This window comes from Curtobacterium sp. PhB78, from assembly GCF_003751685.1.
GTDB lineage: Bacteria > Actinomycetota > Actinomycetes > Actinomycetales > Microbacteriaceae > Curtobacterium.
On record NZ_RKIA01000005.1, the window covers coordinates 231497 to 257897 of the forward strand.

Annotated in this window: 20 protein-coding genes, 1 tRNA gene and 1 riboswitch; of the genes, 7 read left to right on the forward strand and 14 right to left on the reverse strand. The window is 71.6% G+C overall.

Annotated elements, in window-relative coordinates:
* The first annotated feature begins 282 nt into the window (after positions 1-282).
* From orn to EDF53_RS13340, 3 genes are all read left to right on the forward strand, one after another.
* A complete protein-coding gene (gene orn, locus EDF53_RS13330) occupies positions 283-921 on the forward strand; it encodes an oligoribonuclease (RefSeq protein WP_123294017.1) in 639 nt (212 codons plus the stop codon).
* Positions 922-996: 75 nt separating this feature from the next.
* Positions 997-1072 (forward strand) — tRNA-His (locus EDF53_RS13335).
* Between the two features lie 125 nt (positions 1073-1197).
* On the forward strand, positions 1198-1542 hold the full coding sequence (locus EDF53_RS13340; protein WP_123294018.1) for a metallopeptidase family protein: 345 nt from the start codon (positions 1198-1200) through the stop codon (positions 1540-1542).
* A gap of 161 nt (positions 1543-1703) precedes the next feature.
* Here EDF53_RS13340 and EDF53_RS13345 read toward each other — a convergent pair whose 3' ends face one another.
* On the reverse strand, positions 1704-2969 hold the full coding sequence (locus EDF53_RS13345; protein WP_123294019.1) for an acyl-CoA dehydrogenase family protein: 1266 nt from the start codon (positions 2967-2969) through the stop codon (positions 1704-1706).
* The gene (locus EDF53_RS13350) at positions 2966-4399 is read right to left on the reverse strand and encodes an LLM class flavin-dependent oxidoreductase (protein WP_123294020.1); all 1434 of its coding nucleotides are present in this window, start codon (positions 4397-4399) and stop codon (positions 2966-2968) included. Before EDF53_RS13350 ends, EDF53_RS13345 begins: the two co-directional genes overlap by 4 nt.
* 102 nt (positions 4400-4501) lie before the next feature.
* Between EDF53_RS13350 and EDF53_RS13355 the strand changes: the two genes are divergently transcribed.
* On the forward strand, positions 4502-5881 hold the full coding sequence (locus EDF53_RS13355; protein ID WP_123294021.1) for an MFS transporter: 1380 nt from the start codon (positions 4502-4504) through the stop codon (positions 5879-5881).
* An 88-nt stretch (positions 5882-5969) separates the two neighbouring features.
* On the opposite strand, the gene EDF53_RS13360 is transcribed toward EDF53_RS13355, so the two are convergent.
* From EDF53_RS13360 to EDF53_RS13375, 4 genes are all read right to left on the reverse strand, one after another.
* The gene (locus EDF53_RS13360; RefSeq protein ID WP_260215679.1) at positions 5970-6539 is read right to left on the reverse strand and encodes an ATP-binding protein; all 570 of its coding nucleotides are present in this window, start codon (positions 6537-6539) and stop codon (positions 5970-5972) included.
* The gene (locus EDF53_RS19690) at positions 6532-9057 is read right to left on the reverse strand and encodes an ATP-binding cassette domain-containing protein (protein WP_260215681.1); all 2526 of its coding nucleotides are present in this window, start codon (positions 9055-9057) and stop codon (positions 6532-6534) included. Before EDF53_RS19690 ends, EDF53_RS13360 begins: the two co-directional genes overlap by 8 nt.
* A 41-nt stretch (positions 9058-9098) precedes the next feature.
* On the reverse strand, positions 9099-9737 hold the full coding sequence (locus tag EDF53_RS13370) for an ECF transporter S component (RefSeq protein WP_123294023.1): 639 nt from the start codon (positions 9735-9737) through the stop codon (positions 9099-9101).
* Positions 9733-9844: riboswitch (TPP riboswitch) on the reverse strand. (Overlaps the previous gene by 5 nt.)
* Before the next feature lie 99 nt (positions 9845-9943).
* Positions 9944-10264: a hypothetical protein gene (locus tag EDF53_RS13375; protein WP_111086838.1), complete on the reverse strand. Its 321-nt coding sequence runs from the start codon at positions 10262-10264 to the stop codon at positions 9944-9946.
* 129 nt (positions 10265-10393) lie between these two features.
* Between EDF53_RS13375 and glgX the strand changes: the two genes are divergently transcribed.
* The 3 genes from glgX to treZ are packed head-to-tail and all read left to right on the forward strand — an operon-like array spanning position 10394 to position 16877.
* Positions 10394-12628 (forward strand): glycogen debranching protein GlgX, encoded by a 2235-nt coding sequence (gene glgX / locus EDF53_RS13380; RefSeq protein ID WP_123294024.1) that lies wholly within the window; start codon positions 10394-10396, stop codon positions 12626-12628.
* Positions 12625-15126, forward strand: coding sequence for a malto-oligosyltrehalose synthase (gene treY / locus EDF53_RS13385; protein ID WP_123294025.1), 2502 nt, complete (start codon positions 12625-12627; stop codon positions 15124-15126). Before glgX ends, treY begins: the two co-directional genes overlap by 4 nt.
* Complete coding sequence (gene treZ, locus EDF53_RS13390) at positions 15123-16877, forward strand: malto-oligosyltrehalose trehalohydrolase (protein WP_123294026.1); 1755 nt, start codon at positions 15123-15125, stop codon at positions 16875-16877. Before treY ends, treZ begins: the two co-directional genes overlap by 4 nt.
* Before the next feature lie 180 nt (positions 16878-17057).
* Here the strand turns inward: treZ and EDF53_RS13395 are convergent, their stop codons facing one another.
* From EDF53_RS13395 to EDF53_RS13430, 8 genes are all read right to left on the reverse strand, one after another.
* Positions 17058-17852 carry a polyprenol monophosphomannose synthase gene (locus EDF53_RS13395; RefSeq protein WP_123294027.1) on the reverse strand — a complete coding sequence of 265 codons (795 nt, stop codon included), beginning with the start codon at positions 17850-17852 and terminating at the stop codon, positions 17058-17060.
* 45 nt (positions 17853-17897) lie between these two features.
* Positions 17898-18602, reverse strand: coding sequence for a class F sortase (locus tag EDF53_RS13400; protein ID WP_185021042.1), 705 nt, complete (start codon positions 18600-18602; stop codon positions 17898-17900).
* Positions 18599-19753 (reverse strand): glycosyl hydrolase family 8, encoded by a 1155-nt coding sequence (locus EDF53_RS13405; protein ID WP_148058356.1) that lies wholly within the window; start codon positions 19751-19753, stop codon positions 18599-18601. The genes EDF53_RS13400 and EDF53_RS13405 overlap by 4 nt, the downstream gene beginning before the upstream one ends.
* Positions 19754-19854: 101 nt before the next feature.
* Positions 19855-20676, reverse strand: a complete 822-nt coding sequence (locus tag EDF53_RS13410) for a DUF4397 domain-containing protein (RefSeq protein WP_123294030.1) — start codon at positions 20674-20676, stop codon at positions 19855-19857.
* 158 nt (positions 20677-20834) lie between these two features.
* Entirely contained in the window at positions 20835-22823 is a 1989-nt protein-coding gene (locus EDF53_RS13415; protein ID WP_123294031.1) for a glycosyltransferase family 39 protein, read from the reverse strand.
* Positions 22820-24352 (reverse strand): glycosyltransferase, encoded by a 1533-nt coding sequence (locus EDF53_RS13420; protein WP_185021043.1) that lies wholly within the window; start codon positions 24350-24352, stop codon positions 22820-22822. Before EDF53_RS13420 ends, EDF53_RS13415 begins: the two co-directional genes overlap by 4 nt.
* Positions 24349-24819, reverse strand: a complete 471-nt coding sequence (locus EDF53_RS13425) for a GtrA family protein (protein WP_235036072.1) — start codon at positions 24817-24819, stop codon at positions 24349-24351. The genes EDF53_RS13420 and EDF53_RS13425 overlap by 4 nt, the downstream gene beginning before the upstream one ends.
* A gap of 265 nt (positions 24820-25084) precedes the next feature.
* On the reverse strand, positions 25085-26089 hold the full coding sequence (locus EDF53_RS13430; RefSeq protein ID WP_123294033.1) for an aldo/keto reductase family protein: 1005 nt from the start codon (positions 26087-26089) through the stop codon (positions 25085-25087).
* Positions 26090-26401: the final 312 nt, after the last annotated feature.

The window sequence follows — 26401 nt, forward strand, 5'->3', positions numbered from 1 at the left end:
CGACCAGCCTAGAGGCCCGACACGCGCCCGGCGGACCAGCACCGGGCCTCCAGGCCGTCATCACCACCGCCTCACGCACCTCCGACACCGCCGCGCCCGCGAGCGGGCGAAACACCAGAGTGCCTCGCGACGCGGCCCGGGCATTTCGCCCGCTCGCGGGTTCGGGGACGCGACCGCGCACCAGCGCGCACCAGCCGCGGACGCAGCCGCGGACGCGCCCCCGCACCGGCCGCGCACCACCTGCGCACGGGGCGCGCGCGGGCCGGGAATAGGATCGTGCACATGGCAACCGCGAATGACCGCCTCGTCTGGATCGACTGCGAGATGACCGGCCTCGACCTCGAGGTCGACGAACTCGTCGAGGTGGCCGTGGTCATCACCGACTTCGACCTCGAGCCCGTGCACCCCGGATTCGACATCGTGATCAAGCCAGACCAGTCCGCGCTCGACAACATGAACGAGTTCGTGACGAACATGCACGTCACGTCGGGACTCATCGAGGAGATCCCGAACGGCGTCAGCCTGGCGGACGCCGAGTACCAGGTGCTCGAGTACATCCTCGAGCACGTCCCCGCCGAGGGCACCGCTCCCCTGGCCGGCAACACCATCGGCACCGACCGCGCGTTCCTGTCCAAGTACATGCCCCGCGTCGACGGCCACCTGCACTACCGCAGCGTCGACGTGTCGAGCATCAAGGAGCTCTGCCGCCGCTGGTTCCCGCGCGTGTACTTCAACTCGCCGGAGAAGCACGGCGGGCACCGGGCCCTCGCGGACATCCTCGAGTCGATCCGCGAGCTCGAGTACTACCGCCGCGCGGGCTTCGTCGCCGAGCCGGGGCCGACCACCGACGAGGTGCGTGCCGTCCAGGCCGAGGTCGTCGAGAAGTGGGAACCGCGCCTGGCGCAGCCGGCAGCCGAGTGACGACACGGGTGGTCGGCACCGCCCGCAGCATGTACTACTATTGAGTGGTCGCGCCGGTCCGCCGGTGTGTGCATGGTGGATATAGCTCAGTTGGTAGAGCGCCTGGTTGTGGTCTAGGAGGTCGCGGGTTCGAGACCCGTTATTCACCCCAGTCGAGGGAGAGCCCCAGTTGCGTGTGACGCAACCGGGGCTCTCCCTCTGTGTTTGTCTGGGCGCCTCCGGCGCCGTGCGGCTTCGCCGCGAGTGGTCAGGGCGGTGTGGGACGATCCCTGCGTGATGGAGATGTCCGCCGACGACTTCGAGCAGCTCGTGACCGACGAACTCGACCTGCTCCCCGACGAGATGGTCGACGGGCTCGACAACGTGGTGTTCGTCGTCGAGGACGAACCGGAGAACGGCGAAGAGCTCTTCGGCGTGTACGACGGCATCGCGGCGACCGAGCGCGGGCAGTACGGCTTCGGCGAACTGCCCGACCGCATCGTGGTGTTCCGCAAGCAGCACCTGGCCGAGTGCGACACCGTCGAGAAGCTCAAGGACGAGGTGCACACCACCCTCGTGCACGAGATCGGGCACTTCTACGGCATCGACGACGAGCGCCTGCACGAGCTCGGCTGGGCGTAGGCGCCCGACCGGCGCACCCGGCGCACCCGGCGCCCGGCGCCCGGCACCCGAATTTCGGGCTCAGCGACACTCCTCGGGCGCACGAGCGCGAGAACTGTCGCTCACCGCGAAAGGTCGCGACGTGCCCGCGCCGCGCCCCCGCCGCGCGCGGCAGCGCCCCCTCAGAACCGCGTCGGCCCCACCTCGTGGTACTTCTCCCACGCGCCGACGGGCCCCCGCCCGTGCAGCGCGTACTCCCCCACGAGCCGCTCCTTGTAGACGGCCGGGTTGTGCGACGCCACGACGCGGGCGTTCCGCCAGTGCCGGTCCAGCGCGCGCGTCCGGTCGGCAGCGGACGCCCCACCGACCTCGAACAGCTCGGAGCACGACCGCAGCACCCGCGGCCCGATCTCGACCTGCGCCTGGTAGACCGCGTTCTCGGCGGCGTCCAGCAGTACGCGGTCGACCCCGACCCCGGGCTCGTTCGTCGCGACGACCTGGTCGAGCAGCCCCGCGGCAGCGACGACGAGCGAACGGGCGGTGAACGCCCCGGCGGACAACCGACCGAGGACCGCCAGCACCTGCGGATCCTCCCCTGGCGTCGCCGCGTTCGCGTGGATGTACGTCCGGGTCCGCGGCCGCACGAAGGCGACCGCATCGTCGGACACCGCCTGTCCGATGCCGGCCAGCACGGCCAGCAGGTACAGCTGGAAGAAGGCCTGGATGTGCGAGAGCGGCGCGTCCTTGTACGCCGACACCACGGCGGGGTCGACCGGCACACCCTCGAAGACCGTGGTGCCGGACGCAGTCAGCCGCTGGCCGAACCCGTCCCAGTCGTCGACGCTCGTCACGCCTGGCGCGTCGACCGGCACGGCGAACGTCACGCGGTCGCCCGAGCGGTCCGCGGCCAGGTAGATCCAGTCGGCGTAGAGCGTGCCGGTCGAGTAGAACTTCCGCCCGTCGAGACGGAGGGAATCGCCAACAGGCGTCACCGTCGTCGAGATGTCGGCCAGGGTCGTGCCGGTCCGCTCCGAGGTCGCGTTCCCCACGATCGCCCCGTCGACGATGCGCTGGAGCCATTCGTCCCGTCCGGCCGACGAGGGCCGGAGCAGCACGAGTTCGGTGTACCCGAAGTGCCCTCGCCACAGGTGCGCGATGTTCGAGTCCGCGGCCGCCAGGTCCGCCACCAGCTGCGCGAGTTCGACCAGGGTCACGCCGAAGCCGCCGCGGTCCTCGGGCACGCGCAGCCGGCCGAACCCGGCGTCGGCGAGTGCGCGGACCTCGGCGTGCGGCAACGGCCGCTCGCCGGGGGTGCCGGAAGCGAGCTCACGCTCGACCGCGCCCTCGCGGATGGTCGCGAACACGGGTGCGAAGCGTTCGCGCAGGGTCGCCAGACGATCGGCCGGGAGGCCCGTCACCCGTCCGTCGGTCGTCGTCGCGTTCGTCATGCGGTCACCTCCACGGCACGTGCCGCGTCCGCAGGCGCCGTCACGGTCGCGCTCGCGCCGCCCGTGAACGCGCCGCGCCACTGCCGGGCGGGGTGCGAGTCCGGCAGCTGTGCGTGCCCGAAGAGCTTCTCGCGCAGGGTGCCCTCGCGGTACTCGGACTGCATCAGCCCACGCTCCTGCAGGGTGGGCGCGATGTGGTCGACGAACTCCTCGTACGAGCCGGGCAGCGTCCAGTTGATGACGTTCACCCCGTCGACACCGACGCGCTGCCAGTCCGCGAGTTCGTCGGCGATCTGGTCGGGCGTGCCGACGACCCGCGCACGGAGCTTGGCGGACAGGCGGGCGAGGTCGGCGATCGTGGGTTCGCGGTCGCCGGCGGCCTCGCGGAGCCACTGCAGGTGCGACTGCCCGGCGTGGGTGCGGACCTCGGACAGCGGGGTGTCCGGGTCGAGGGGCTCGCCGGTGTCCGGGTCGAAGCCGAGGTTCGAGTGCACCAGGAAGCCGTCGGCGGCCAGGTACTCGTCGATCTCCGCTTCCTTCGCCTTCGCCTCGGCCTCGGTGGACCCGGTGACGAAGGTCAGCCCGAGGAAGAACGCGATGTCCTCTCGCCGACGCCCGGCTGCCCGGGCGAGGTCGCGGGTCTCGCGGATGAGCTGCTCGGTGGCGTCGCGGTTCGAGGTCAGGATGAACTGGGCCTCGGCGTTCCGTGCGGCGAAGGCCCGACCGGCGGGCGAGGAGCCGGCCTGGAACAGCACCGGCGTCCGCTGCGGGCTCGGCGCGCTCAGGTGCGGCCCCTGCACGTCGTAGCGCTTCCCGTGGTGGTCGATGCGGTGCACCTTGTCGGGGTCGGCGTAGCCACGCACCGGGTCCTTCAGCACGGCGCCGTCCTCCCACGAGCCCTCCCAGAGCTTCGCGCAGACCTCGAGGTACTCCTCGGCCCAGACGTAGCGCTCGTCGTGCTCCTCGAGCCGGTCGGCGCCGAAGTTCCGGGCGGCGCTGTCGAGCGCGCTCGTGACGACGTTCCAGCCGATCCGTCCCCGGGTGATGTGGTCGAGGGTGGAGACCTTGCGGGCGAAGTCGAACGGGTGCGACTGGATGACGCTCGACGTGAACGCCAGGCCCAGGTGCTCGGTCGACACGGCGAGCGCGGAGAGCAGCACCGAGGGGTCGTTCGAGGGGATCTGCAGCCCCTCGCGCAGGTTGGTCGAGTAGTCGCCGCGTCCCGGTCCGTAGGTCCCGACGACGTCGGCGAAGAACATCGCGTCGAACTTGCCGCGCTCGAGGGTCCTCGCCAGGTCGGTCCAGAGCGTGACGTCGTCGAAGTCGGCCTGACGGGCGTCCGGGTGTCGCCAGAGGCCGTGCTGGATGTGCGACGTCGTGTTCATGACGAAGGCCGCGAAGCGCAGCGGGCGGTTCGGTGCATCGCTCATGCACCCCATGTTCCCCGTGGTGCCGTCACGAGGGGCAGTGAGGTGACACCGCGTTACGCGGCTGGTTCCACCGGACGTCGGAGCCGACCATGCTGCTGAGGCATGCCGACACCGACCACTGCTGCCGCGCCTCCCGTCCGCCGTGCCGAACCGACGACGGGCGCGACCCGCCGTCGCGTCGCCCTCGCCTCGTTCGTCGGCACGACGGTCGAGTACTACGACTTCTACCTGTACGCGACGGCGTCCGCCCTGGTGTTCGCGCCCACCTTCTTCCCGTCGGTGACGCCGGCGGTCGGGGTGATCGCGTCGTTCGCGACCTACGGGGTCGGCTTCGTCGCGCGGCCGCTCGGCGGGGTGATCGCCGGGCACCTGGGCGACCGCATCGGACGCAAGAAGCTGCTCGTCGCGTCCCTGGTGCTGATGGGCATCGCGTCGACCCTGATCGGGGTCGTGCCGTCGGCGGCGACCATCGGGGTCGGTGCCGTCGTCGCGCTGGTGTTCCTGCGGCTGCTGCAGGGTGTCGCCGCCGGCGCGGAGTGGGGCGGGTCCGCGCTGCTGTCCGTCGAGCACGCACCCGAACGGCACCGCGGGCTGTTCGGGGCGTTCACGCAGATGGGGTCGGCGGGCGGGATGCTGCTCGCGACCGGCGTGTTCACCCTGGTGCGGTCCCTGCTCGGCAACGAGGCGTTCCTGGCCTGGGGGTGGCGGCCGCCGTTCCTGTTCTCCGCGGTGATCGTGGCCGTCGGCCTGGTGATCCGGCTCGGCGTGCAGGACGCTCCGGTGTTCCAGGAGCTGCGGGCCTCCGGCGGGGTCGAGCGGTTCCCGGTCTGGCAGGCGATCCGACACCACCCGCGCGCGATCCTGGTGACCGCCGGGCTGCGCCTGGTGCAGCCCGCGCTGTACTCGATCCTGACGACGTACTCGCTGACCTACCTCGCGGCCGTGCGGGGACCGGCGGGCTCGGACGCCGGGCTGCAGGCGGTGCTCGTCATCTCGGCGGTGTCGCTCGTGTCGACGCCGTTCTGGGGGTGGCTGTCCGACCGGGTGGGACGCCGCGTGCTCACGATCTGGTCGGCCGTCGGCATCGCCGTGCTCATCTGGCCGTTCTTCGCGTTCCTCGACGCCGGGCCGCTCGTGCTGCTGCCGCTCGTGGCCCTGATCGGGATGTGCGTCTTCCACGACAGCATCTACGGGCCGCAGGCGGCCTGGTTCGCGGAGCAGTTCCCGACCGGGCGGCGGTACTCGGGGATGTCGCTCGGGTACCAGATCGGGTCGATCTTCTCGGTGGGGCTGACGCCGCTGCTCGCTGCGGTGTTCGTGGAGCTCGGTGGGGGCTCGCCGTGGATCCTGTGCGGGTACCTCGGGGTGTACGCGGTGCTGACCATCGTGGCGGCGGTGTTCGCGGTGGACCCGGTCGCGCGGGCGCGGGCCGCTGCGCGGGGCGGCGCGCGGGGCGGTGCGCGGGGCCGAGTCTCGCGGTGAGCGACAGTTCTCGCGCCCGGGCGTCCGTGAACTGTCGCTCAGCCCGAGACTCGGCGCGGCCAGCCCGAGACTCGCGGCGGCCGGTCCGCTACGTCCGCAGCACCACGTCGGCCAGGGACGCCGGGTCCTCGGCGGCGATGAAGTCCTGCTCCTGCGCCGCCCACCGGTCCCACTCGCGCGCGAAGGTGTCGCCGTCGCGGCCGATCGCCCGGTCCCAGCGGACTGCGTCGTCGGCCTCGAGCCACACCGCCAACGAGGCCAGCGGCACCGACGCCCGGGACACCGCCCCGCAGCCCTCGATCACGATCGGCCGGTCGGGGTCGACCGCGGTCCACTCCGCCGGGCCGTCGGCCACCCAGTCCCACCGGCGGTACCCGCTGGGAGGCCCGAGCACGTCGCGGACCACGGCGCCGGCCGCCGCGCGGAGTCCGTCCCACCCCGGGTAGACGTCGTCGAGGTGCACGACCTGCGCCCCCAGCAGCTGCGCGAGCTGGTCGCCGAGGGTCGTCTTGCCGGTGCCGGAGCGGCCGTCGACCAGGACCACGAGGCGTCCGCCCGACGCTGCCGCGGCGCCGGCAGCAGCTGCGGCGACGCCTGCGGCGAGGCCCCCGCCGCCCGACGGGTCCACCGGGTCCACCTGGTCCGCCGACTCACGCACGCCAGGTCCCCGCTGCCACGGCGACCGCGATCGACGCGACACCGATCCCGACGAGCACCGCGACCATCGCCCACTCCGGCCACGCGAACCGGGCGACCCGCGCCCACGTGCGTCGCCCGGGAGCCCCGAACCCGCGCGACTCCATCGCCACCGCCAACGTCGTCGCCCGTCGCAGCGCCAGGACCAGCAGCGCGAACGCCATCGACGCCCCGCGCCGCAGCCGTCCGGTGTCGGCAAGACCCCGCGCACGCCGCGCCATCGCGAGCTGCCGCCAGTCGTCCACCAGCAGCGTCATCATCCGGATGGCCGCGAGGGCCCCGAGCACGAACCGCGCCGGCAACCGCAGCACCTGCGCGAGCCCGTCGGCCAGGTCGGTGGGGTCGACGCGGATGAACAACGCGACCGCGGGCAGCCCCACCGCGAGCACGCGGAGCGCCGTCGCCAGGGCGAGCGTCAGCGACCCGTCGGTGACGTGGGCGAAGCCGAAGTCGAACCACTCCCGTCCGGAGGGCCGCCCGTACAGCGCGATGCTCACCGCCGTGAGCGGCACGGCCACCAGGACCGGTGACACCCGCAGCAGCAGGGTCCGCCCCGGCAGCCGCAGGAGGGGCAGCAGCGCGAGCTCGACCGCGAGGGCGACGGCTGCGGACACGACGTCCAGGCTCAGCACGAGGCACACGCCGAGCGCGAGGACGCCGACGAGCGAGGCCACCGGTTGGACGGCGGCTCGGTCGGTTCGGTCGGTTCGGCCTGGAGGCGCGGCTCGGCCCGCCGCCGTCGGCACCGTCTCCGGGGTGGTCGCCGTCGCACCCCCCTGGTCGCGTTCCACGCGCTCTTGGTTGCCTTCCACGCGCCGGGCGCCGTCCGCCGCGAGCACGACCTCGTCGGCGTCGAGCGCCCGGATCAGGTCGCGGTCGTGCGTGACGGCGACGACGGTGGTGCCGTCGTCGGCGAGTGCTCCGAGGTGCTGGACGACGGCGTCCCACGTGGACCGGTCCTGCCCGGAGGTCGGTTCGTCGAGCACGACGACCGGCGGCCGCGCGGCGACGACCGCGGCGATGGCGAGCCGTCGCTGCTCGCCGCCGGAGAGCGTGAACGGGTTTGCGTCGGCGAGGTGGGCGAGGCCGAACTCGCCGAGGAGCGCGTCGGCCCGACCCGCGGCGTCCGCAGCACCGATCGCGCGGGGGCCCGCCTCGATCTCCTCGCGGACCGAGCCGGCGACGAACTGGTGCTCGGGGTCTTGGAAGACGGTGCCGATGCGAGCGGCGAGTTCGCGGCTCGACCACGTGTGCGGCGCCGCGTCGAGGCCTGAGGCGAGCTCCGTCGTGGCCGCGAGCTCCCCCGCGACCGGAGGCAGGAGCCCCGCGAGCGTGAGGCCGAGCGTCGACTTGCCGATCCCGTTCGGCCCCGTGATCGCCAGGACCTGCCCGGCTCGGAGTTCGAGGTCGATCCCGCTTCCCACCCGCTGTCGCTTGCCCCGGGCGGTCCCGAGGTCCCGCGCTTCGAGCAGCGCGCCCGCTCCCGTGCCCGCCCCCTCGCCGAGCGGGCGAAATGCCGCGGTCCCCTCGACAGCCGACCCGGGCATTTCGCCCGTTCGCGCAGCCGGACGGAACTCGTCGCCCGCCACCTCTCCGGCCCCCTCGCCGAGTGGGCGAAATGCCGCGGTCCCCTCGGCAGCCGACCCGGGTATTTCGCCCGTTCGCGCAGCCGCAGCCGCAGCCGCAGCAGGCCGCCCGCGGGCCGCGCCACGCTCCGGCTCGGCGCCGGGCACCCACACCCCGGCCGCGGTGAGCGCGGCGCCGTGGCGGGCGAGCACCTCGGCAGGTGCGCCGTCAGCGACGACCCCGCCGCCCGGCTCGAGCAGCACGAGCCGGTCGACCAGGTCGAGCCAGGTGCCGATCCGGTGCTCCACCACGAGCAGGGTCGCCCCCGTCTCGTCGAGCAGTGCGCGCACGGCGTCGTGCACCTGGGCCACGCCGGCCGGGTCGAGGTTCGCGCAGGGTTCGTCGAGCACGAGGGCTCCCGGACGCATCGCGAGCACCCCGGCGAGCGCCAGTCGTTGCCGCTGGCCGCCGGAGAGCATCGCGGTCGAACGGTCGAGGGGCAGGTCGAGCCCGACGACCGCGAGCGCCGACCGCACCCGTGTCCAGGTCTCGGCGCGCGGGACGCCGAGGTTCTCGCACCCGAAGGCCACGTCGTCGCCGATCCGCGACATCACGGTGTGTGCCTCGGGGTCCTGCATGACGAGGCCGACACGCCCGCGGACCGCGCGGGGGTCGGCGCCGTCGACCAGGACCGAGCCCTGCACGGAAGCAGCGGTGTCGTCGGTGGGGTCGGGTTCGTCGGGCAGCACGGCGGCCACTGCCCGGAGCAGCGTCGACTTGCCGGAGCCGGACGGCCCGACGATCGCGACCCGCTCCCCCGGCTCGACGGTCAGGTCGACGCCACGGACGGCCCACTCGGCACGTTCGGGGTAGCGCCATCCCCAGTCGCGGAACGCGATTCGCGCGGCGCGCACGCCGACGACGTCCGGGGACGTCGACGACGGAGCGGACACCGTCACACCAGTTCGCGCGGCCGACGCCGGCTGTGCTCCCGGCCGGCCGCGAACGACGACAGCACGCCGGTGCGTGCGAGCGCCCGGACGACCAGCCACGAGCCGGCACCCGCGATGACGGCACCCGACACGATCGCGCACACGACGTAGACGACCTTGAACGCGGCGTCGAGACCCGGGTACCACAGCACGGTGTCGTTGATGCCGAGCGCGAGGCCGGCTGCGGCGCCCGCCAGGACGACGACCGGCAGCCGGTACACGCGGTACAGGAAGAGTGCGAGGACGATCTCGGCGCCGAGTCCCTGGACCAGTCCGGCCTCGAGCGTCAGCCACCCCCACTGCGTGCCGAACAGTGCCTCGACGGACGCGGCGACCATCTCGCCGTAGAGCGCGGCGCCGGGCTTCCGGACGACGATCGCGACGAGCGGGCCGGCGAGCAACCAGACTCCGCCGAACAGGGCCTTCGTTCCCGGGAGGACGAGGTCCATGACGGCGCTGATGGGTTCGTAGCCGAACTCCCACAGCCGGAAGACGACGCCGAGCGCCACCGCGAGCACGCTCGCGACGACGATGTCGACGACCCGCCAGCGCAGCGATCGCCGCGGGGCGGTGTGGACGGTTGATGACGTGCCAGAAGACATGGTGCTGGACTCCTCCCTGCGCCGGCATGATCCGGATCAGGTTCGACGGTCGGAGCGCCACTCGCTCCCTCTCAGCCCGGCGGTCCCGGACTCCCGTGTGTGTCCCAGCAGTCTAGACGTGGTCGCGACCACGTGACGGGTCGCGACCACACATCGGACGGGAGGCCCGTGGCGGGTCCGCCACGGGCCTCCCGTCCGGTGTGTCGCTACTTCTTCAGGACGCGCACCAGTTTGCGGAGCACGGTGCCGGTCACCCAGACGAGCGGGATGCTCACGGCGACGAGCGAGATGAGGTTCGGCTCGAACTCGAGGTCCTTGCCGGGGCGACGGATGTACGCGCCGACCGGGATCGACGCACCGCCGCCACCGCCGCCGCCGTTCTCGTCGTCCCCGCCGCCCCCGAAGCCGAACCAGCCGAGGGACACCGGGATGAGGGTCTGGTCGCCGACCTCGACGGGGTCTCCGTAGTTCGTGGAGACGCCGATCGGGCGTACCTTGTCTGCGATCTGCGTGACGATGTTGGCCATGCGCGCGACGCTACTCGTCCGTTCCTCCACAGGGCGGGCCACGCGCGCACGGGTACACAGCTGGTGCTTGTCTGCGGACGCGGACGGGTGTCACCGATATGTTGGCGCGACCATCACCTGGAGGACCGTTTGCACACCTGGCCCGGCAACCCGTACCCGCTCGGGGCGACCTACGACGGAAGCGGCACGAACTTCGCGCTCTTCAGTGAGGTCGCCGAGCGCGTCGAACTCTGTCTGTTCGACACCGACGGCAACGAAGAGTGCATCCCCCTCGTCGAGGTCGACGCCTACGTCTGGCACGCGTACCTGCCGAACGTCGGCCCCGGCCAGGAGTACGGCTTCCGTGTCCACGGCCCGTACGACCCCGACAACGGTGCACGCTGCAACCCGTCGAAGCTCCTGCTCGACCCCTACGCCAAGGCGACGAGCGGCGAGATCGACTGGGACCAGTCGCTCTTCGCCTACACGTTCGGCGACCCGGACTCGACGAACGACGACGACTCCGCGGCGCACATGATGAAGGGCGTCGTGATCAACCCGTTCTTCGACTGGCAGGGCGACCGCGCACCGCGCACGCCCTACGGCGAGACGGTCATCTACGAAGCGCACGTCAAGGGCCTCACCGAGACCCACCCCGACGTGCCCGAAGAGCAGCGCGGCACCTACGCCGGCGTCTCGCACCCCGCGGTCATCGAGCACCTGAAGCGACTCGGCATCACGACGCTCGAGCTCATGCCGGTGCACCAGTTCGTGAACGACTCGACCCTGCAGGACAAGGGGCTGTCGAACTACTGGGGCTACAACACCATCGGCTTCTTCGCGCCGCACTCCTCGTACTCGTCCTCGGGCGACCAGGGGCAGCAGGTGCAGGAGTTCAAGACGATGGTGCGGGAGCTCCACCGCGCCGGCATCGAGGTCGTGCTCGACGTCGTCTACAACCACACCGCCGAGGGCAACCACCTCGGGCCGACGCTGTCGTTCCGCGGGATCGACAACGCGGCGTACTACCGCCTGGTGGACGACGACAAGAAGTTCTACATGGACTACACGGGCACCGGGAACTCGCTCAACGTCGGGCACCCGCACTCGCTGCAGCTCATCCTCGACTCGCTGCGCTACTGGGTGACCGAGATGCACGTCGACGGCTTCCGCTTCGACCTCGCCTCGGCGCTCGCCCGCGAGTTCTACGAGGTGGACCGCCTGTCCGCGTTCTTCGAGCTCGTGCAGCAGGACCCGATCGTGTCGCAGGTCAAGCTCATCGCCGAGCCGTGGGACGTCGGGCCCGGCGGCTACCAGGTCGGCAACTTCCCGCCCCAGTGGTCGGAGTGGAACGGCAAGTACCGCGACACCGTGCGCGACTTCTGGCGCGGCGAGTCGTCGACCCTCGGTGAGTTCGCGTCGCGCATCTCCGGCTCGGCCGACCTGTACGAGCACGACGGCCGGACGCCCAAGGCGAGCATCAACTTCATCACCGCCCACGACGGCTTCACTCTGTACGACCTCGTCGCCTACAACGAGAAGCACAACGACGCCAACGGCGAGGACAACAACGACGGCGAGAGCCACAACCGGTCCTGGAACTCCGGCGCCGAGGGTCCGACGGACGACGAGTCCGTGAACGCCCTGCGGCTCCAGCGACGCCGGAACTTCCTGGCGACCCTGCTCCTCAGCCAGGGCGTGCCGATGATCGCCCACGGTGACGAGCTCGGCCGTTCGCAGTCCGGCAACAACAACGTCTACGCACAGGACTCCGAGCTCAGCTGGATCGACTGGGACACCGCGGACGACGACCTCGTCCAGTTCACGGCCGATGTCGTCAAGCTGCGCCACGACCACCCGACGTTCCGCCGCACCCGGTACTTCAACGGGCGCCCGGTGCGCCGTGGTCAGGACGAGCCGCTGCCCGACGTGGTCTGGCTGACGCCCGAGGGCGACGCCATGTCGCCGGAGGACTGGGACTCCGGTTTCGGCAAGAGCGTCGGCATGTACCTGAACGGCGACGGCATCCGCGGGCGTGACTCCCGCGGCGAGCGCGTCACCGACGTGGCGTTCATCACGTACTTCAACGCCCACGACGACGTCGTGACCTTCACGCTGCCGCCCGAGGAGTACGCACCCGGCTGGACGGTCCGCATCGACACCGCCGAGCCCGGTGCCCGCGACGAGATCGTCGAGGCGGGCACACCGCTCGACGTGCCTGCGCGCTCGATGATCGTCCTGCGCGCCGAGCCGAACCACGAGGTCTCGGTCACCCCGGTCGAGGTGCAGCACCACGACGGCGCCCCCGAGCCCCGGTCCCCGCAGGACGCCGTCACCCCGGCCAACCCGGCCGGTTCCACCGCACCGAGCGGCACCGCGCGATGACGACCGGCACGACGGGGGCCGGGCGTCGCGTGCCCGTCTCGACGTACCGGCTGCAGGTGTCGGCGGACTTCGACCTGGCCGCCGCACGCGACCTCGTCGACTACGTGCACGACCTCGGGGCCGACTGGCTGTACCTGTCGCCGGTCCTGCAGTCGGAGCCGGGCTCGAACCACGGCTACGACGTCGTCGACCACACGCACGTCGACACCGACCGCGGCGGTGACGAGGCCCTCCGGGTCCTCGCCGAGGCCGCGCACGCGGTCGGGCTCGGCGTGCTGGTCGACGTCGTCCCGAACCACGTCGGGGTCGCCACCCCGGCGGTCAACCCGTGGTGGTGGTCCCTGCTCGAACTCGGCCAGGGCTCCCCCGTCGCCTGGGCGTTCGACGTCGACTGGGACGCCGGCGACGGCAAGGTCCGGGTGCCGGTCCTCGACGACCGGCTGCTCGACGCGGTCACGCTCGACACGTCCGACCCCGAGCACCCGGTGCTCCGGGTCGGCGACACCGCGTACCCGACCGCGCCGGGCACCGCCCACCCGGGCGACTCGGTCGAGGCCGTGCACGCGCTGCAGCACTACGCGTTCGTGCACTGGAAGCGTGCGGACCACGAGCTGAACTACCGCCGGTTCTTCGCGGTGAACACGCTCGCGGCCATCCGGGTCGAGGAACCCGAGGTGTTCGCGGCGTCGCACGGCGTCATCGGCGGCTGGTTCCGCGACGGCCTCGTCGACGGACTGCGCATCGACCACCCGGACGGACTGTACGACCCCGCCGGCTACCTGCAGGACCTCGCCGAGCTGACCGGCGGTGCGTACACCCTCGTCGAGAAGATCCTCGAACCCGGCGAGGAACTCCCGAGCTCCTGGCCGGTCGACGGCACGACCGGGTACGACGCGCTCGGCGTCCTGGACCGTGTGCTCGTCGACCCCGCGGGCGAACCCTCGCTGACCGCGGCATCGGGCGCGGAGCCCGCCGACTGGCAGCAGCTGACGCACGACACCCGCCGCGGCATCGCCGACGGGATCCTCGGCAGCGAGGTCGAGCGACTCGCCCGACTGCTCGCGCCGGTCACCGCCGGGGCGGACGCGATCACGCACGAACGGCTCGTCGACGCCCTCGCCGAGGTCGTGGCGTCGTTCGACGTGTACCGCACCTACCTGCCCGAGGGCGCGCACCACCTCATCGCGGCGCTCGAACGCGCGGCAGAGGCCCGTCCCGACCTCGACGACGTCATCGACCGGATCGCCCCGGCGCTCGTCGACCCGGACAACGCCGCCGCGATCCGCCTGCAGCAGACGAGCGGCATGGTGATGGCCAAGGGCGTCGAGGACACGGCGTTCTACCGCACGTCCCGCTTGACGTCCCTGAGCGAGGTCGGTGGTGACCCGAGCGTGTTCGCGGTGTCCGTGGCCGACTTCCACCAGGCGCAGCGCGACCGGCTCGGCAGCTGGCCGCACACCATGACGACGCTCACCACCCACGACACGAAGCGCAGCGAGGACACCCGCGCACGCATCGCGGTCCTGGCCGAGCTCGGCAGCGAGTGGGCCGACACGCTCGACCGGTTGCAGTCCCTCGTCCCGCTCGAGGACCGCGTGTTCGCCGACCTCCTCTGGCAGGCGATCGTCGGTGCCCGTCCCGCGAGTCGTGAGCGGCTGCACGCCTACGCCGAGAAGGCATCACGCGAAGCCGGCGACAGCACCACCTGGACGGAGCCGGACCCGGCGTTCGAGGAGCGCATGCACGCCCTCGTCGACGCGGCGTTCGACGAGCCCGCCGTGGTGGCCGTGCTCGATGCCCTCGACGAACGGATCGACGCGGCTGGGTGGTCGAACGGGCTCGCGCAGAAGCTCGTGCAGCTCACGGCTCCCGGCGTCCCCGACGTCTACCAGGGCTCCGAGTTCTGGGACCGTTCCCTCGTCGACCCCGACAACCGCCGAGCCGTGGACTACGCCGAGCGGCGCCACGTCCTCGCTGAGATCGACGGCCCGGACGACGACGGCCCCGAGGACCTCCCGGCGATCGGGATCGACGGCGCCGCGAAGCTCCTCGTGACCGCCCGTGCACTCCGTCTCCGGCGCGACCACCCGGAGCTCTTCACGCGGTACCTCGCGCTCGAGGCGACGGGCAGCGCGGCGGACCACGTCGTCGCGTTCGACCGCGGCGGTGCCGTGACGATCGCCACGCGACTGCCGATCGGCCTCGAACGGGTCGGTGGCTGGGGTGACACCCTCGTGCACGCCGTCCCCGTCGACCGGGTCGACCTGCTCACCGGCAGGACCTTCCCGGCCAACCGGGGCATCGCCCTCGCGGACCTGCTCACCACCTACCCGGTCGCGCTGCTCGTACCGGCCGCCACGGTCGGGGAACCCGGCCACGCCGACACGGTGACCGACGCGTCCGACGCGGAACGGGCCTCCCGGTCGACCGCCCGGACCACCTCGGCGACCGAGTCCGACGCGCAAGCGGAGATCGACATCCTGGAGGGTCACGCATGACCGCACCCGACCGTTACGCCGTCTGGGCGCCCGAGCCGGACCGTGTCCGGCTGGTCGTCGACGACGTCGAGTACCCGCTGACCCGGGGCGACGACGACTGGTGGTCGACCGACGCGATCATGCCGGTCGTCGGCGCCCGCTACGGGTTCCGCCTCGGCGACGACGACGCGGTCCGACCCGACCCCCGCAGTCGCTTCCAGCCGGACGGGGTGCACGGCACGTCCGCCGTCGTCGACCCCGCGCGCTTCGCGTGGACCGACGAGTCGTGGACCGGGCGTCCGGCCCGCGGCGCCGTGATCTACGAGATGCACGTCGGCACCTACACGCCGGAGGGCACCCTCGACGCGGCTGCACAGAAGCTCGACCACCTGGTCGAGCTCGGCGTCGAGTTCGTCGAACTGCTGCCCGTGAACGGTGTGAACGGGGAGTGGAACTGGGGCTACGACGGGGTCGCCTGGTACGCGGTGCACGCCCCGTACGGCGGTCCCGACGCCTACGACCGCTTCGTCGACACGGCGCACTCACTCGGCCTGGGCGTCATCCAGGACGTCGTCTACAACCACCTCGGGCCGAGCGGCAACTACCTGCCGCTGTTCGGGCCGTACCTGGTGCAGGGGCTCGCGAACACGTGGGGCGACTCGGTGAACGTCGAGCACCCCGAGGTCCGTCGGTACGTCCTCGACAACGTGCGCATGTGGTTCCGCGACCACCACGTCGACGGGCTCCGGCTCGACGCCGTGCACGCGATCCGCGACACCACGCGGCCGCACGTCCTGGCCGAGATGGCCGACGAGACGGACGCCTACGGTTCCTTCGTCGGTCGTCCGCTGTCGCTGATCGCCGAGTCGGACCTCAACGACCCGGTGATGTTCCGCCCGCGGGAAGCCGCCGGGTACGGGCTCGCCGGACAGTGGTCCGACGACTTCCACCACGCCGTGCACGTGGCGCTGACGGGCGAGACGAACGGCTACTACGCCGACTTCGCACCGCTGTCGGCGCTCGCGAAGGTGCTCGACCACGGGTTCTTCCACGACGGCACGTGGTCGTCGTTCCGTGGCCGGCGCCACGGGCAACCGATCGACCGCGGGACTTCCCCGGCGACGGCCCTGGTCGTCACGAACCAGAACCACGACCAGATCGGCAACCGCGCGGCGGGCGACCGTCTGGCGGCGACGCTCGACGACGAAGGCCTCGTCATCGCTGCGGCACTGACGCTGCTGGGCCCGTTCACGCCCATGCTGTTCATGGGCGAGGAGTTCGCCGCGACGACACCGTGGCAGTTCTTCACCTCGCACCCGGAGCCCGAGCTCGGCAAGGCGACGGCCGAGGGCCGCATCCGCGAGTTCGCGGAGCACGGCTGGGACGAGTCGGCCGTGCCGGATCCGCAGGACCCGACGACGTTCACGAACTCGAAGCTCGACTGGGCCGACGTCAGTTCCGAGCGGGGTGCGGCGATCCTGCGCGCCTACCGGGTGCTCGTCGCCCTGCGCCGGACCGACCAGGCCTTCGTCGACCACCGGTACGAGGCGAACGCCGTGCGGTTCAGCGAGGACCGACGGTGGCTGGTGCTCACGCGTGGGCTGCTCGGACCGGACGTGACACCAGTGCACGTCGTGGTGAACTTCCTCGACGACGCTGCCGAGGTGCCGGTCCCCGGTGCCACCGGCGAAGAGCTCTACCGGTTCGGAGCGGCCGAGGTCGCGACGGACTGCGTGCGGTTCCGCGGGCGGGGCGTGGTGGTGCTGCGCTAGTCGCTGCGCTGCCGTCCGGGCGGGCCGGGCTTGCCCACGGGCGGGCCGGGCTTGCCCACGGGCGGCCGATCCGCGAAAGCGACAGTGTCCCGCGAACAGTTCGCGGGACACTGTCGCTTTCGCGGTACCGACGCCGGGGGGCGGAACGCCGACGCCGAGCGCCGACGCCGACCCAGCGGGTCAGGCCGCGTGGTCGGCCACCGCGTGCGCGTTCGTGCGCACGGACGGCAGCTTCCGGTGGTCCTTGACCAGGGAACGGGTCTCGCGGATGCGGCGGTCGATGCCCCACTTCGTCACGAGGGCCAGGCTCTCGCGCACGATGTTGCCGCTCATCTTCGAGACGCCGAACTCCCGCTCGGTGAACGTGATCGGGGTCTCGACGACGCGCAGACCGGCCTCGAGGGCACGCCAGCACAGGTCGACCTGGAAGCAGTAGCCCTTCGAGGCGACGCCGGCCAGGTCGATCCGCTCGAACGCCCGCGAGGTGAAGACCCGGAACCCGCCGGTGGCGTCGCGGACGGCGATGCCGAGGGCCAGGCGCGTGTAGAGGTTGCCGCCACGGGAGAGCAGTTCGCGGTACCAGGGCCAGTTCTCGACCTTGCCGCCCTTGATCCAGCGGGACCCGAGCACGAGGTCGTTCGTGTCCGCGAGCTCGAGCATCCACGGCAGGTACTCGGGGTGGTGCGAGCCGTCGGCGTCCATCTCGACGAGCTTGGCGTAGCCGTGCTCGAGGCCCCAGGCGAACCCGGACAGGTACGCGCCGCCGAGACCGTCCTTCACCGTGCGGTGCATGACGTGCACGCGGTCGGTCTCACGGGCGATGGCATCGGCGATGTCACCGGTGCCGTCCGGCGAGTTGTCGTCGACGACCAGCACGTGGACGTTCTCGTCGGTGGCGGCGAGCGTGCGCTCGACGATGGGACGGACGTTCTCCGCCTCGTCGTAGGTCGGGATGATGACCAGGGTCTCGCTCATGGTGCTCCTCGTGCTCCACATCGAATGTATCGGTCGGTGTTTGGGTCAGTCCGACGAGAGGTCTGCGAACACGATCAGATTGTCCGTGTAGTGCCCGGTGGCGGTGTCGAACACGCCGTCGCAGGTGATCAGTCGGAGCTGGGGGGTCGGGGTGGTGCCGTAGACGTCGCTCGTCGGGAACGCGGACTTGGCGGCGCGTTCCGAGCGGTCGACGGTGAAGGTGCGGGTGCTGCCGTCGGACATCGCGACGTGGATCTCGTCGCCGGCGACCAGTTCGTCGAGCCGGAAGAACACGGCGGCGCTCGTCGGGCTGTCGACGTGGCCGGCGATGACTGCCGGGCCGACCTCACCGGGGACGATGCCGTCGCTGAACCACCCGGCGCTGTCCCAGTCGACAGGCGGGTCGAGTTCGCCGGCCGTGCCGCGGTGCAGGTCCTCGAGGTTCGACTGCACGCCGATCGCGGGGATCGAGACGCTGACGGGGGTCGCCGCGGATCGGGCAGCGGGTACGGCCGGGTCCTGGAACCCCTCGATGCCCGACCCTGCAGGAGCAGAAGCAGAAGCAGAAGCCGACGCCGAACTCGACGGCGCCGCACCGGCCCGACCGTCCGACCCGTCGCTGCCGACGGTCGACGCGAGCGCCACACCGGTGACGCCGCCGCCCACGACGACCGCGGCGAGCACGGCCCCGATCACCACGCCACGACGTCCGAACACCGAACCACGCCCGGCGGACCGTCGGCCGGTCACGATGCCCCTCCGGCCGTCGTCGCGCAGCCGCCGAGCACGTCAGAGGTGAGCATGGTCGAACCGAGGGCGGCCCAGGCGTCCCCGTAGTAGGTCGGCGTGGTGGCAGCCGTCCGGTCGGCCCGCTCCAGGTCGTCGGCAGCCGCACCGGAGGAACCGGCCGCGTACTCGGCGGCGGCCCGGGCGGTGTACGCCAAGGCGTTCGTGTCCCCGGTCACGGCCGTGCCGCCCAGGTCGAGCTGCGCCGCGAGCTGCGTCGTCCGACGCAGGGTCGGGGCGAGCGAGCCGGCCAGGGCGCGGTCGTCGGCGGAGCAGGCCTCGGCGTAGCGGACGGGCGTCCGCATCGCGTCGTAGCCGTACAGCACGCGCTGGTCTCCCCCGGTGGCGGGCATCGGGTCGACGGTGCCGTCGGCGTGCACCTGCGACCAGTCGCTCGGCAGCTGCGACTCGTCGAGCACCGCCGCGGTCGCCGCGCGGGACCCACGGTTCAGCGCGGTCCAGCGGTCGTCGCCCGTGGCCTTCGCCAGCACCGCGAAGGCTGCCGGCGACGCGTACGAGGCGTTGTACCGGTACGGCTCGGAGTCCGCCCACGGCCCGGGCAGCAGGATCGTGCCGAGTTCCGTGGTCGCGGTCTCGTGTTCCAGGATCGCCGAGGCGATGCGCTTGCCGGCTGCCGTGTAGCGGTCCTCGCCCCACGCGTCTCCGGCGAGCACCAGGGCCCGCGCGGCGTCGAGGTCGGCGTCGCTGGCCGGCTGCTCGTCGGCGACACCGTCGTCGGGCGTCCAACGCCAGGCGAGCAGGTCGTCATCGGTCAGCATGTGCGTCTTCGTCCACTTCCAGATGTCGTCGAACCGGTCGCGGTCACCGTTCGCGAAGGCGATGAGCAGCCCGTAGGCCTGTCCCTCGCTGACGGTGTCGTCGCCCTGGTCGGTGCGGACGACGCGGCCGTCCTGCACGTACCGGTCGAGGAACTCCGTGCGGAGCTCCTTCGGGGAGCGCGCTGCGTCGGGCGCGCTGGTCGAGGTCGGGGTGGCGGCCGAGCCGCCCGAGGCCTCGGTGTCTTGCCCCCACGGGCGAACCGCGATGAGCGCGACGCCGACGGCGACGACCACCGCCGCTGCGGCGGTGACGGGTATCCAGGTCCTGCGGGTCATGCTGGCCTGCCTTTCCGTGGATGGTGACGATGGATCTGGACGGGAGGGGCGGATCACGTGAGCGTGTCGGCGCACGTGATCCGTGCCTCCCGGCCAGGGCGTCAGCGGTACAGCGAGCGGAGCGCTGCGATGGCCGTGTGGACGGCCTCCGTCATCGGGCGGTCGGCGGCTGCGCCGCCGCCACCCGTCTGCACGCCGCCGGTCGGCGTCGCGGCGGTGGCTGCGGCGTCCGTGACCGGCACGACCGTCAGGTCGCCCTTGCTGTCGTCGAGGACGAACAGGGTGGAGACCGTGTTGCCCGCGAGGTCGACGCTGGCGGTGCCCTGCTGGCCGCTGCCGGAGACGTCGAGCGTCCACTTGCCGGAGTCGACGGTGGCGTACTTGGTGGCGGTGCCGAACTTCGCGCCCTCGGCGATGGCGGTGCCCTCGGAGGTGCTCACGTCGACCTGCTTCGCCGTGGTGGCGGCCTGGACCAGCCGGAGCTTCGCCTTGCCGTCGCCGGGCTGCTGCAGGTCGTCGGTGAACGCCGTCGTCTTGAGGTCGGTGTTCTTGCCGTACGCGACGACCGTGCTCGCGTCGCCCTTGTCGACCTTGACGTCGGTGGAGATCACCGGCGTGGAGTCCGGGGCGTCCGAGGCCCGCATCGACAGCACGTAGGTGCCGACCGGGAGCTCCTGGTACTTGCTGACCTGGCCGTACGTGACGTCGTCGAGCTCGAAGATCGTCTTGCCGCCGGACAGGCTGGACAGTTCGACGTCGACGCCCTTGGTGTCGGGCGAGAGGTGGCCGACGCGGAGCCAGCCCTCGTCGGCGGTGGCGGCGGAGGCGGTCTGGGGTGCTGCGAGTCCGACGGTCGCGGCGACGAGGGTCGCTGCGAGTGCGCCGACGACGACGGTGCGGCGTCGCTGGGTGTGTGCGGTCATGGTCGTGCTCCTTCGGGTCGTGGTGCTGGTCGAGTTGTGTGCGGTGGTGCTGCGGGCCGCCCCGCGAGCGGGCGAAATGCCGGGGTCGGCGCCCGGAGCACCCGGGTGTTTCGCCCGCTCGGCGATCCGGGCAGCGATCCGGGCGGCGGGGCGGCGGGTCACGAGGCGCTCGTCGCGGTCGTGGTCGGGTCCGCCGGGGTGTACGTGACGGTGAGGCGTTCGCCCTCACGCTCGACCGACGCCGGCCGGAACGAATCGGGCATCGCCTCGAGGGTGGCGGCCACGCGCTCCGCCGAGGCAGCGTCGCTCGTGTGCAGGACGGCGGTGCGGAACGGCTGCCCGGTCTCGCCCGTGAGCGGGGTGAACCGGTCGACGCGGACGTCCTGGTCGGCGAGCACCTGGCCGAGCGCGATCATCGCTCGCGAGTCGACCTGACCCGCACGGAACTGCGACTTCGTGCCGTCGTCGGCCCAGAGCGCCGGGTTCGACGCCAGCTCGGTGCCCATGGTCTTCCGCAGGTCGCTGGCCCGGGTGATCGCGGTCTGTGCGGCCGTCGATCCCTCGGCGTGGATGCGTCGGACCTCGACCTGCTGGTCACCGGACCCGAAGGTCGCGACGGCCGTCGAGTTCTCGATCGCCTGGCGGATGTCGGACGACGAGTTGCCGCCGGTCCGCATGGAGTCCGTCGTGATGACGTAGTCCGAGTCCTTCCACCCGTTGGGCGACTGCCGCTCCACGGCTCCGTCGGTGTCGAGCTTGTAGTACCAGACCACGTTGTTCCGGGCGAAGCCGTCCTCGACGAGGTCGACCCACATGGCGTCGTCCACCAGCAGTCGGGAGGACTTCGAGACGTTGTCCCCGACCCACTGCTCGGCCTGCTGCATCGGCAGGTCGAGGTTGCCCAGGACGAAGCCGCGCAGCTGTGTTCCCCAGAGCGGCACCGCCACGACGAGCGCGACCGCGGTGGTGACGGCCCAGGTGATGCCGAGACCACGACGGGTCCCGGCGCCGAGGCGGGTACGGGTGCGGACCCGACCGGCGATCGCCAGGACGGCACGCTCGGCCGTGTAGGCGACCAGCAGGGCGGCGAAGGGGATGAGCATGATGACGTACGGCACCGGCAGGTACCCGTTCGGGCGGAACATCATCGCGAGCAGGAAGACGAGCATCGCGGCGATCGGACGGACCCGTCGCATGAAGAGCCCGACGACCGCGGCGGCCGAGCCGAGCACGATGAACACCGGGTCGAGCGCCCACCACTGCGACGCGGCGGCGTTGGCCAGGCTGCCCGGGTCGAACAGCGAACCCGATGCCGAGCGCGAGCCGAGCTGGTAGGTGATGCCCTCGAACAAGCTGACCCGACCGCTGCTCGGCAGCAGCTCGCCCTTGACCGCGGCCAGCAGCAGGTACCCACCGCCGATGATGACGAGGACGGCCCCGGCGACGCTCAGCGTGTACCGGCGGGTGCTCTTGTCGGCGCGACGGATCGCCATCCAGATGAGGAACGGCAGGGCGAGCAGGTACGTCTCCTTGGAGAGCACCGCGATGCCGAGGCACGCGGCGGCGCCGGCGAACCCGGCGAGCTGCTGGCGACGGCTCAGGACGAGGACGAACGCGGCGAGCAACCACGGCGTCGCGACGTTGTCGATGTAGACCGTGCGGTGGTACTGCAGGGCGAGCGGCGACAGCGCGAAGACGAGTCCGGCTGCGGCAGCGGTGATCCGGCTGGCACCGAGGCGGCGGGCCAGGACGAACAGCAGGATGCTCGAGACGGCGGAGAAGAAGACCATCGCCTCGCGGCCGGCCTCGACGGCGAACGGGTAGCGCGCGAACGCCCCGGTCAGACCGGTGTAGCCGGCGATCTGGATCCAGCCGAGTGGCGGGTGGTCGTACCAGTACGTGTAGTGCGTGATCTCGCCGAGGTGCATGATCGCCCAGGCCTGCGCCGTGTACGTGCCCTCATCGTCGATCCGCTGCGGGGTGCCGGACATGTTCCACGCTTGCACGATGACGGTGACGGCGACGACGGGCAGCAGCCACGTCAGGCTCGCGGCGTGCCGGCGGAACCAGGCGCCGATGCCGGTGTGGTTCCCCGCGACGGCACCGCGGATCGGGATGCCGGTGGTGTTGGTGATGCTGGCGGTCATCGGGTCCCTCCTGTGGTCGTGCCGGCGAGCTCACGCTCGGAAGACGAAGACGAAGACGACGAAGACGAAGACGTCGCGCCCGCGGACCCGGACCCGGTCAACTCCGACGCGAAGCCGACGACCTCGGCGGGCTGCTCGGCGTTCCGGTGCTGGCCCGTGTGCTCCGTCTTCTCCCAGCCGTTCTGCCCCTTGGCGTGGCGGACGACTGCTCGGACGGCTGCTGCGGCGAGGAAGATCTGGTACGGCACGAGACCGAGCACGAGCTTCACGTAGTCGCGGAACCGGACCTTCTCCTTGTAGATGCGACCGAACTCGTTGAGGCCGACGACCTCGACGGCCAGCAGCATGAGCGTCGGTGCCACCGGGATGAACGACACCAGGGCGATCGCCGTCGGCACCTTGACGAACAGGATCATCAGGACGCTGAGCGGGATGAGCAGACCGGTGGCCGCCTGGATGAACGGCATGGTCAGCATGTACCGGGCGAAGAAGCGCTGACGGAACGACGGCAGCTTCTTCCACTCCCCCTTGCCGAGCACCTGCAGGAAGCCCTGGTTCCAGCGCGTCCGCTGCTTGAGCAGCGAGGCGAAGGTCGGCGGGGTCTCCTCGCGGGTGACGGCCTCGGGGCTGTACGCGACGACGACCTTCGCGCCGTCGGCGGACAGGCGAACGCCGAGCTCGCAGTCCTCGGCGAGGCAGTGCGCGTCCCAGCCGTTCGACCAGTCGAGCCGTTCCTTCGTCACGAAGACGGTGTTGCCGCCGAGCGGGATGAACTTCGAGCCGGCGTGGAAGTGCAGGCGCGAGCGGAACCAGAAGTAGTACTCCAGGACGTTCCGGAGCGACCACCAGCTGGACTTGAAGTTCATCAGCTGGACGCCGCCCTGCACGACGTCGGCGCCGGTCTCCTGGAACCGCGAGTCCACCAGGGTGAGCAGGTGCGGGTAGACCTCGTCCTCGGCGTCGAACACGCCGACGACGTCACCGGTCGCGTACTGCAGCGCCAGGTTCATCGCCTTCGGCTTGTTCTTCGGCAGGGTGTCGTCGACGACCACCCGGATCAGCTCGGGGTGGCGGGCTGCGGCGGCGCGCACGACGGCATCCGTCTCCGGGTCGTCCTCACCGACGATCGCGATGATCTCGAAGTCGGGGTGGTCCTGCTTCGCGAGCATGTCGAGCGTCTGGCCCATGACCTCCTGCTCGTGCCGCCCGGGCACCAGCAGGGTGAAGCGGTGCGCGGCCGGGCGCGGGGTCTGGCTGAAGCTCGTCGACTTCAGCGCGTCCCGCGAGCGCCAGGCGTGCAGCATCCACCAGAGCGTCGTCAGCGCGACGATCGTGAGCAGCACGGAGATCGCGATGAGCGCGGAGTAGCCGATCCACTCACCCAGCGACCACGCGGCCTGCTGGACGGCACCGGAGCCTCCGGTCGGGACGTCGGTGGTCCCTCGGTTCGGGACGCTCGACGGAGCAGTCCCCTCGTTCGGCTGGAGCAGCGGCCCTGCGGCCGTCAGCAGCGTGGCGGAGATGGTCATGCGGCGAGCCCCTTCGTGCGACGAGCATCGGTGGAACGGAAGACGAGGGCCTTGTACGCGGCGAACCGGAAGGCGGTTCCGAGCACGAGGCCCACGCCGTTGCCGGCGACGTTGTCGGCGAGGGTCGAGGTGAACCCGAGGACGTAGTGCGAGACGAACAGGCAGGCCGCGGCGATGCCGAGCCCGATCAGGTTCGTGGCAGCGAAGAGCAGCCCCTCGCGCACGGTCTCGCGGCGGCCGGTCTGGCGCTCGGCGCGGAACGTGATGAAGCGGTTGCCGATCCACGCCACGGCGGTCGCCACGACGGCCGACACGATCTTCGCGGCGATGGGACCGTCGGGCATGACGGTGGCGCGCAGCAGGTTGTAGATGCCCAGATCGATGACGAAGCAGACGGCACCGATCGTGCCGAACGACGCGAGTTGCCTCGCGGTGGCGAGCAGGCGCGAGACCGTGCCGGGTCGCACGGTCGGCACCGTACCGGTGTCGGGTGACACCAGAACGGGGGTATCAGTTCGGGTCATGCCCCCGATTCGGGGGTAACGCGACTGCGGTTTGGGTGGGGTACGGGCTTACCCAGGCCTCTGCCAGTTCCACGACACGTGCTGTTCACACGGGGTACAGACGGACGGTCTGTGCAGACCGGACCGGTCTGTGCAGGTGGCCAGGAAAGCGGACGGGAGGCCCGTGGCGGCGTCGCCACGGGCCTCCCGTCCGATGGTGGGTCGCGTCTCAGGCGGGACGCTGCGCCGGGGACACGGTCTTGGCCGCGTCGCGCTCCGGGAGGTCACCCAGCGCCTCGTCGATGGCGGCGAGCGCGTCGGCATCGAGCGTGACGCCCGCGGCCTTGACGTTGTCGGTGACCTGCTCCGGACGCGACGCGCCGACGATGGCGCTGGCGACGTTGTCGTTCTGCAGCGTCCACGCGATCGCGAGCTGCGCGAGCGTGAGGCCAGCCTGGTCGGCGACGGGCTGCAGGCGCTGCACGGCCTCGAGGACCTCGTCGCGCATGAACCGCTTGATCATGTCCGCGCCGCCCTTCTCGTCCGTGGCACGTGAACCCTCGGGCAGGGGCTGACCCGGCTTGTACTTGCCGGTCAGCACGCCCTGCGCGATGGGCGACCAGACGATCTGCGACAGGCCGAGCTGCTTCGAGGCGGGGACGACCTCGCCCTCGATGACCCGCCACAGCATCGAGTACTGCGGCTGGTTCGAGATGAGCTGGAACCCGAGCTCCTTCGCCAGCGCTGCGCCGGCGCGGATCTGCTCGGCGTTCCACTCGCTGACGCCGATGTAGAGCGCCTTGCCCTGGCGGACGACGTCCGCGAAGGCCTGCATGGTCTCTTCGAGGGGGGTCTCGTGGTCGTAGCGGTGCGCCTGGTAGAGGTCGACGTAGTCGGTCTGCAGCCGGGTCAGCGAGCCGTTGATCGACTCGAGGATGTGCTTCCTGCTCAAGCCCGTGTCGTTGTGCCCCTTCGGGCCGGTGGGCCAGTAGACCTTCGTGAAGACCTCGAGCCCCGCACGCCGCTCGCCCTTGAGTGCTTCGCCGAGGACGGTCTCGGCGGCGGTGTTGGCGTACGTGTCCGCGGTGTCGAACGTGGTGATGCCGGCGTCGAGCGCTGCCCGCACGCACTGGGAGGCGACGTCGTTCTCGACCTGCGAGCCGTGCGTCAGCCAGTTGCCGTAGGTGATCTCGGAGATCTTGAGTCCGGAGTTGCCCAGGTACCTGAATTCCATGGTCCCGACGCTACTGGAGCCCGCCGACACGTGAGGGGCCCCGCGAGTGCCTGCCGCCCGCCGCGGGGTGGGGCGGGGGTGGGTAGCGGGGTGCGGTGCGGTCGGCCGCCGCGAGCGCGGATCTCGCGAGGGTGGATCCCGTCCCGCGAGCGGGCGAAATGCCAGCGTGCCCGACGGCGACACCCGGCCAATACGCCCGCTCGCGTCGTCGCTGAGGTCGCGACCGCGGGAGCCTCGCCGCGATGGGCGGGCTGACGCCGTCGCCGCGGTCCCGACCGCTGCGCTGACCGGCCGGGCGGGCAGCGCTGCGGT

Excerpts from the sequence above, each read along its gene's own strand:
- orn (WP_123294017.1), top strand. The coding sequence starts at position 283 with ATGGCAACCGCGAATGACCGCCTCGTCTGGATCGACTGCGAGATGACC.
- EDF53_RS13430 (WP_123294033.1), bottom strand. The coding sequence starts at position 26,089 with ATGGAATTCAGGTACCTGGGCAACTCCGGACTCAAGATCTCCGAGATC.
- EDF53_RS13375 (WP_111086838.1), bottom strand. The coding sequence starts at position 10,264 with ATGGCCAACATCGTCACGCAGATCGCAGACAAGGTACGCCCGATCGGC.
- EDF53_RS13350 (WP_123294020.1), bottom strand. The coding sequence starts at position 4,399 with ATGAGCGATGCACCGAACCGCCCGCTGCGCTTCGCGGCCTTCGTCATG.
- EDF53_RS13415 (WP_123294031.1), bottom strand. The coding sequence starts at position 22,823 with ATGACCGCCAGCATCACCAACACCACCGGCATCCCGATCCGCGGTGCC.
- EDF53_RS13420 (WP_185021043.1), bottom strand. The coding sequence starts at position 24,352 with ATGACCATCTCCGCCACGCTGCTGACGGCCGCAGGGCCGCTGCTCCAG.
- EDF53_RS13370 (WP_123294023.1), bottom strand. The coding sequence starts at position 9,737 with ATGTCTTCTGGCACGTCATCAACCGTCCACACCGCCCCGCGGCGATCG.
- EDF53_RS13405 (WP_148058356.1), bottom strand. The coding sequence starts at position 19,753 with ATGACCCGCAGGACCTGGATACCCGTCACCGCCGCAGCGGCGGTGGTC.
- EDF53_RS13355 (WP_123294021.1), top strand. The coding sequence starts at position 4,502 with ATGCCGACACCGACCACTGCTGCCGCGCCTCCCGTCCGCCGTGCCGAA.
- treZ (WP_123294026.1), top strand. The coding sequence starts at position 15,123 with ATGACCGCACCCGACCGTTACGCCGTCTGGGCGCCCGAGCCGGACCGT.
- EDF53_RS13340 (WP_123294018.1), top strand. The coding sequence starts at position 1,198 with ATGGAGATGTCCGCCGACGACTTCGAGCAGCTCGTGACCGACGAACTC.
- EDF53_RS13345 (WP_123294019.1), bottom strand. The coding sequence starts at position 2,969 with ATGACGAACGCGACGACGACCGACGGACGGGTGACGGGCCTCCCGGCC.
- EDF53_RS13395 (WP_123294027.1), bottom strand. The coding sequence starts at position 17,852 with ATGAGCGAGACCCTGGTCATCATCCCGACCTACGACGAGGCGGAGAAC.
- treY (WP_123294025.1), top strand. The coding sequence starts at position 12,625 with ATGACGACCGGCACGACGGGGGCCGGGCGTCGCGTGCCCGTCTCGACG.
- EDF53_RS13410 (WP_123294030.1), bottom strand. The coding sequence starts at position 20,676 with ATGACCGCACACACCCAGCGACGCCGCACCGTCGTCGTCGGCGCACTC.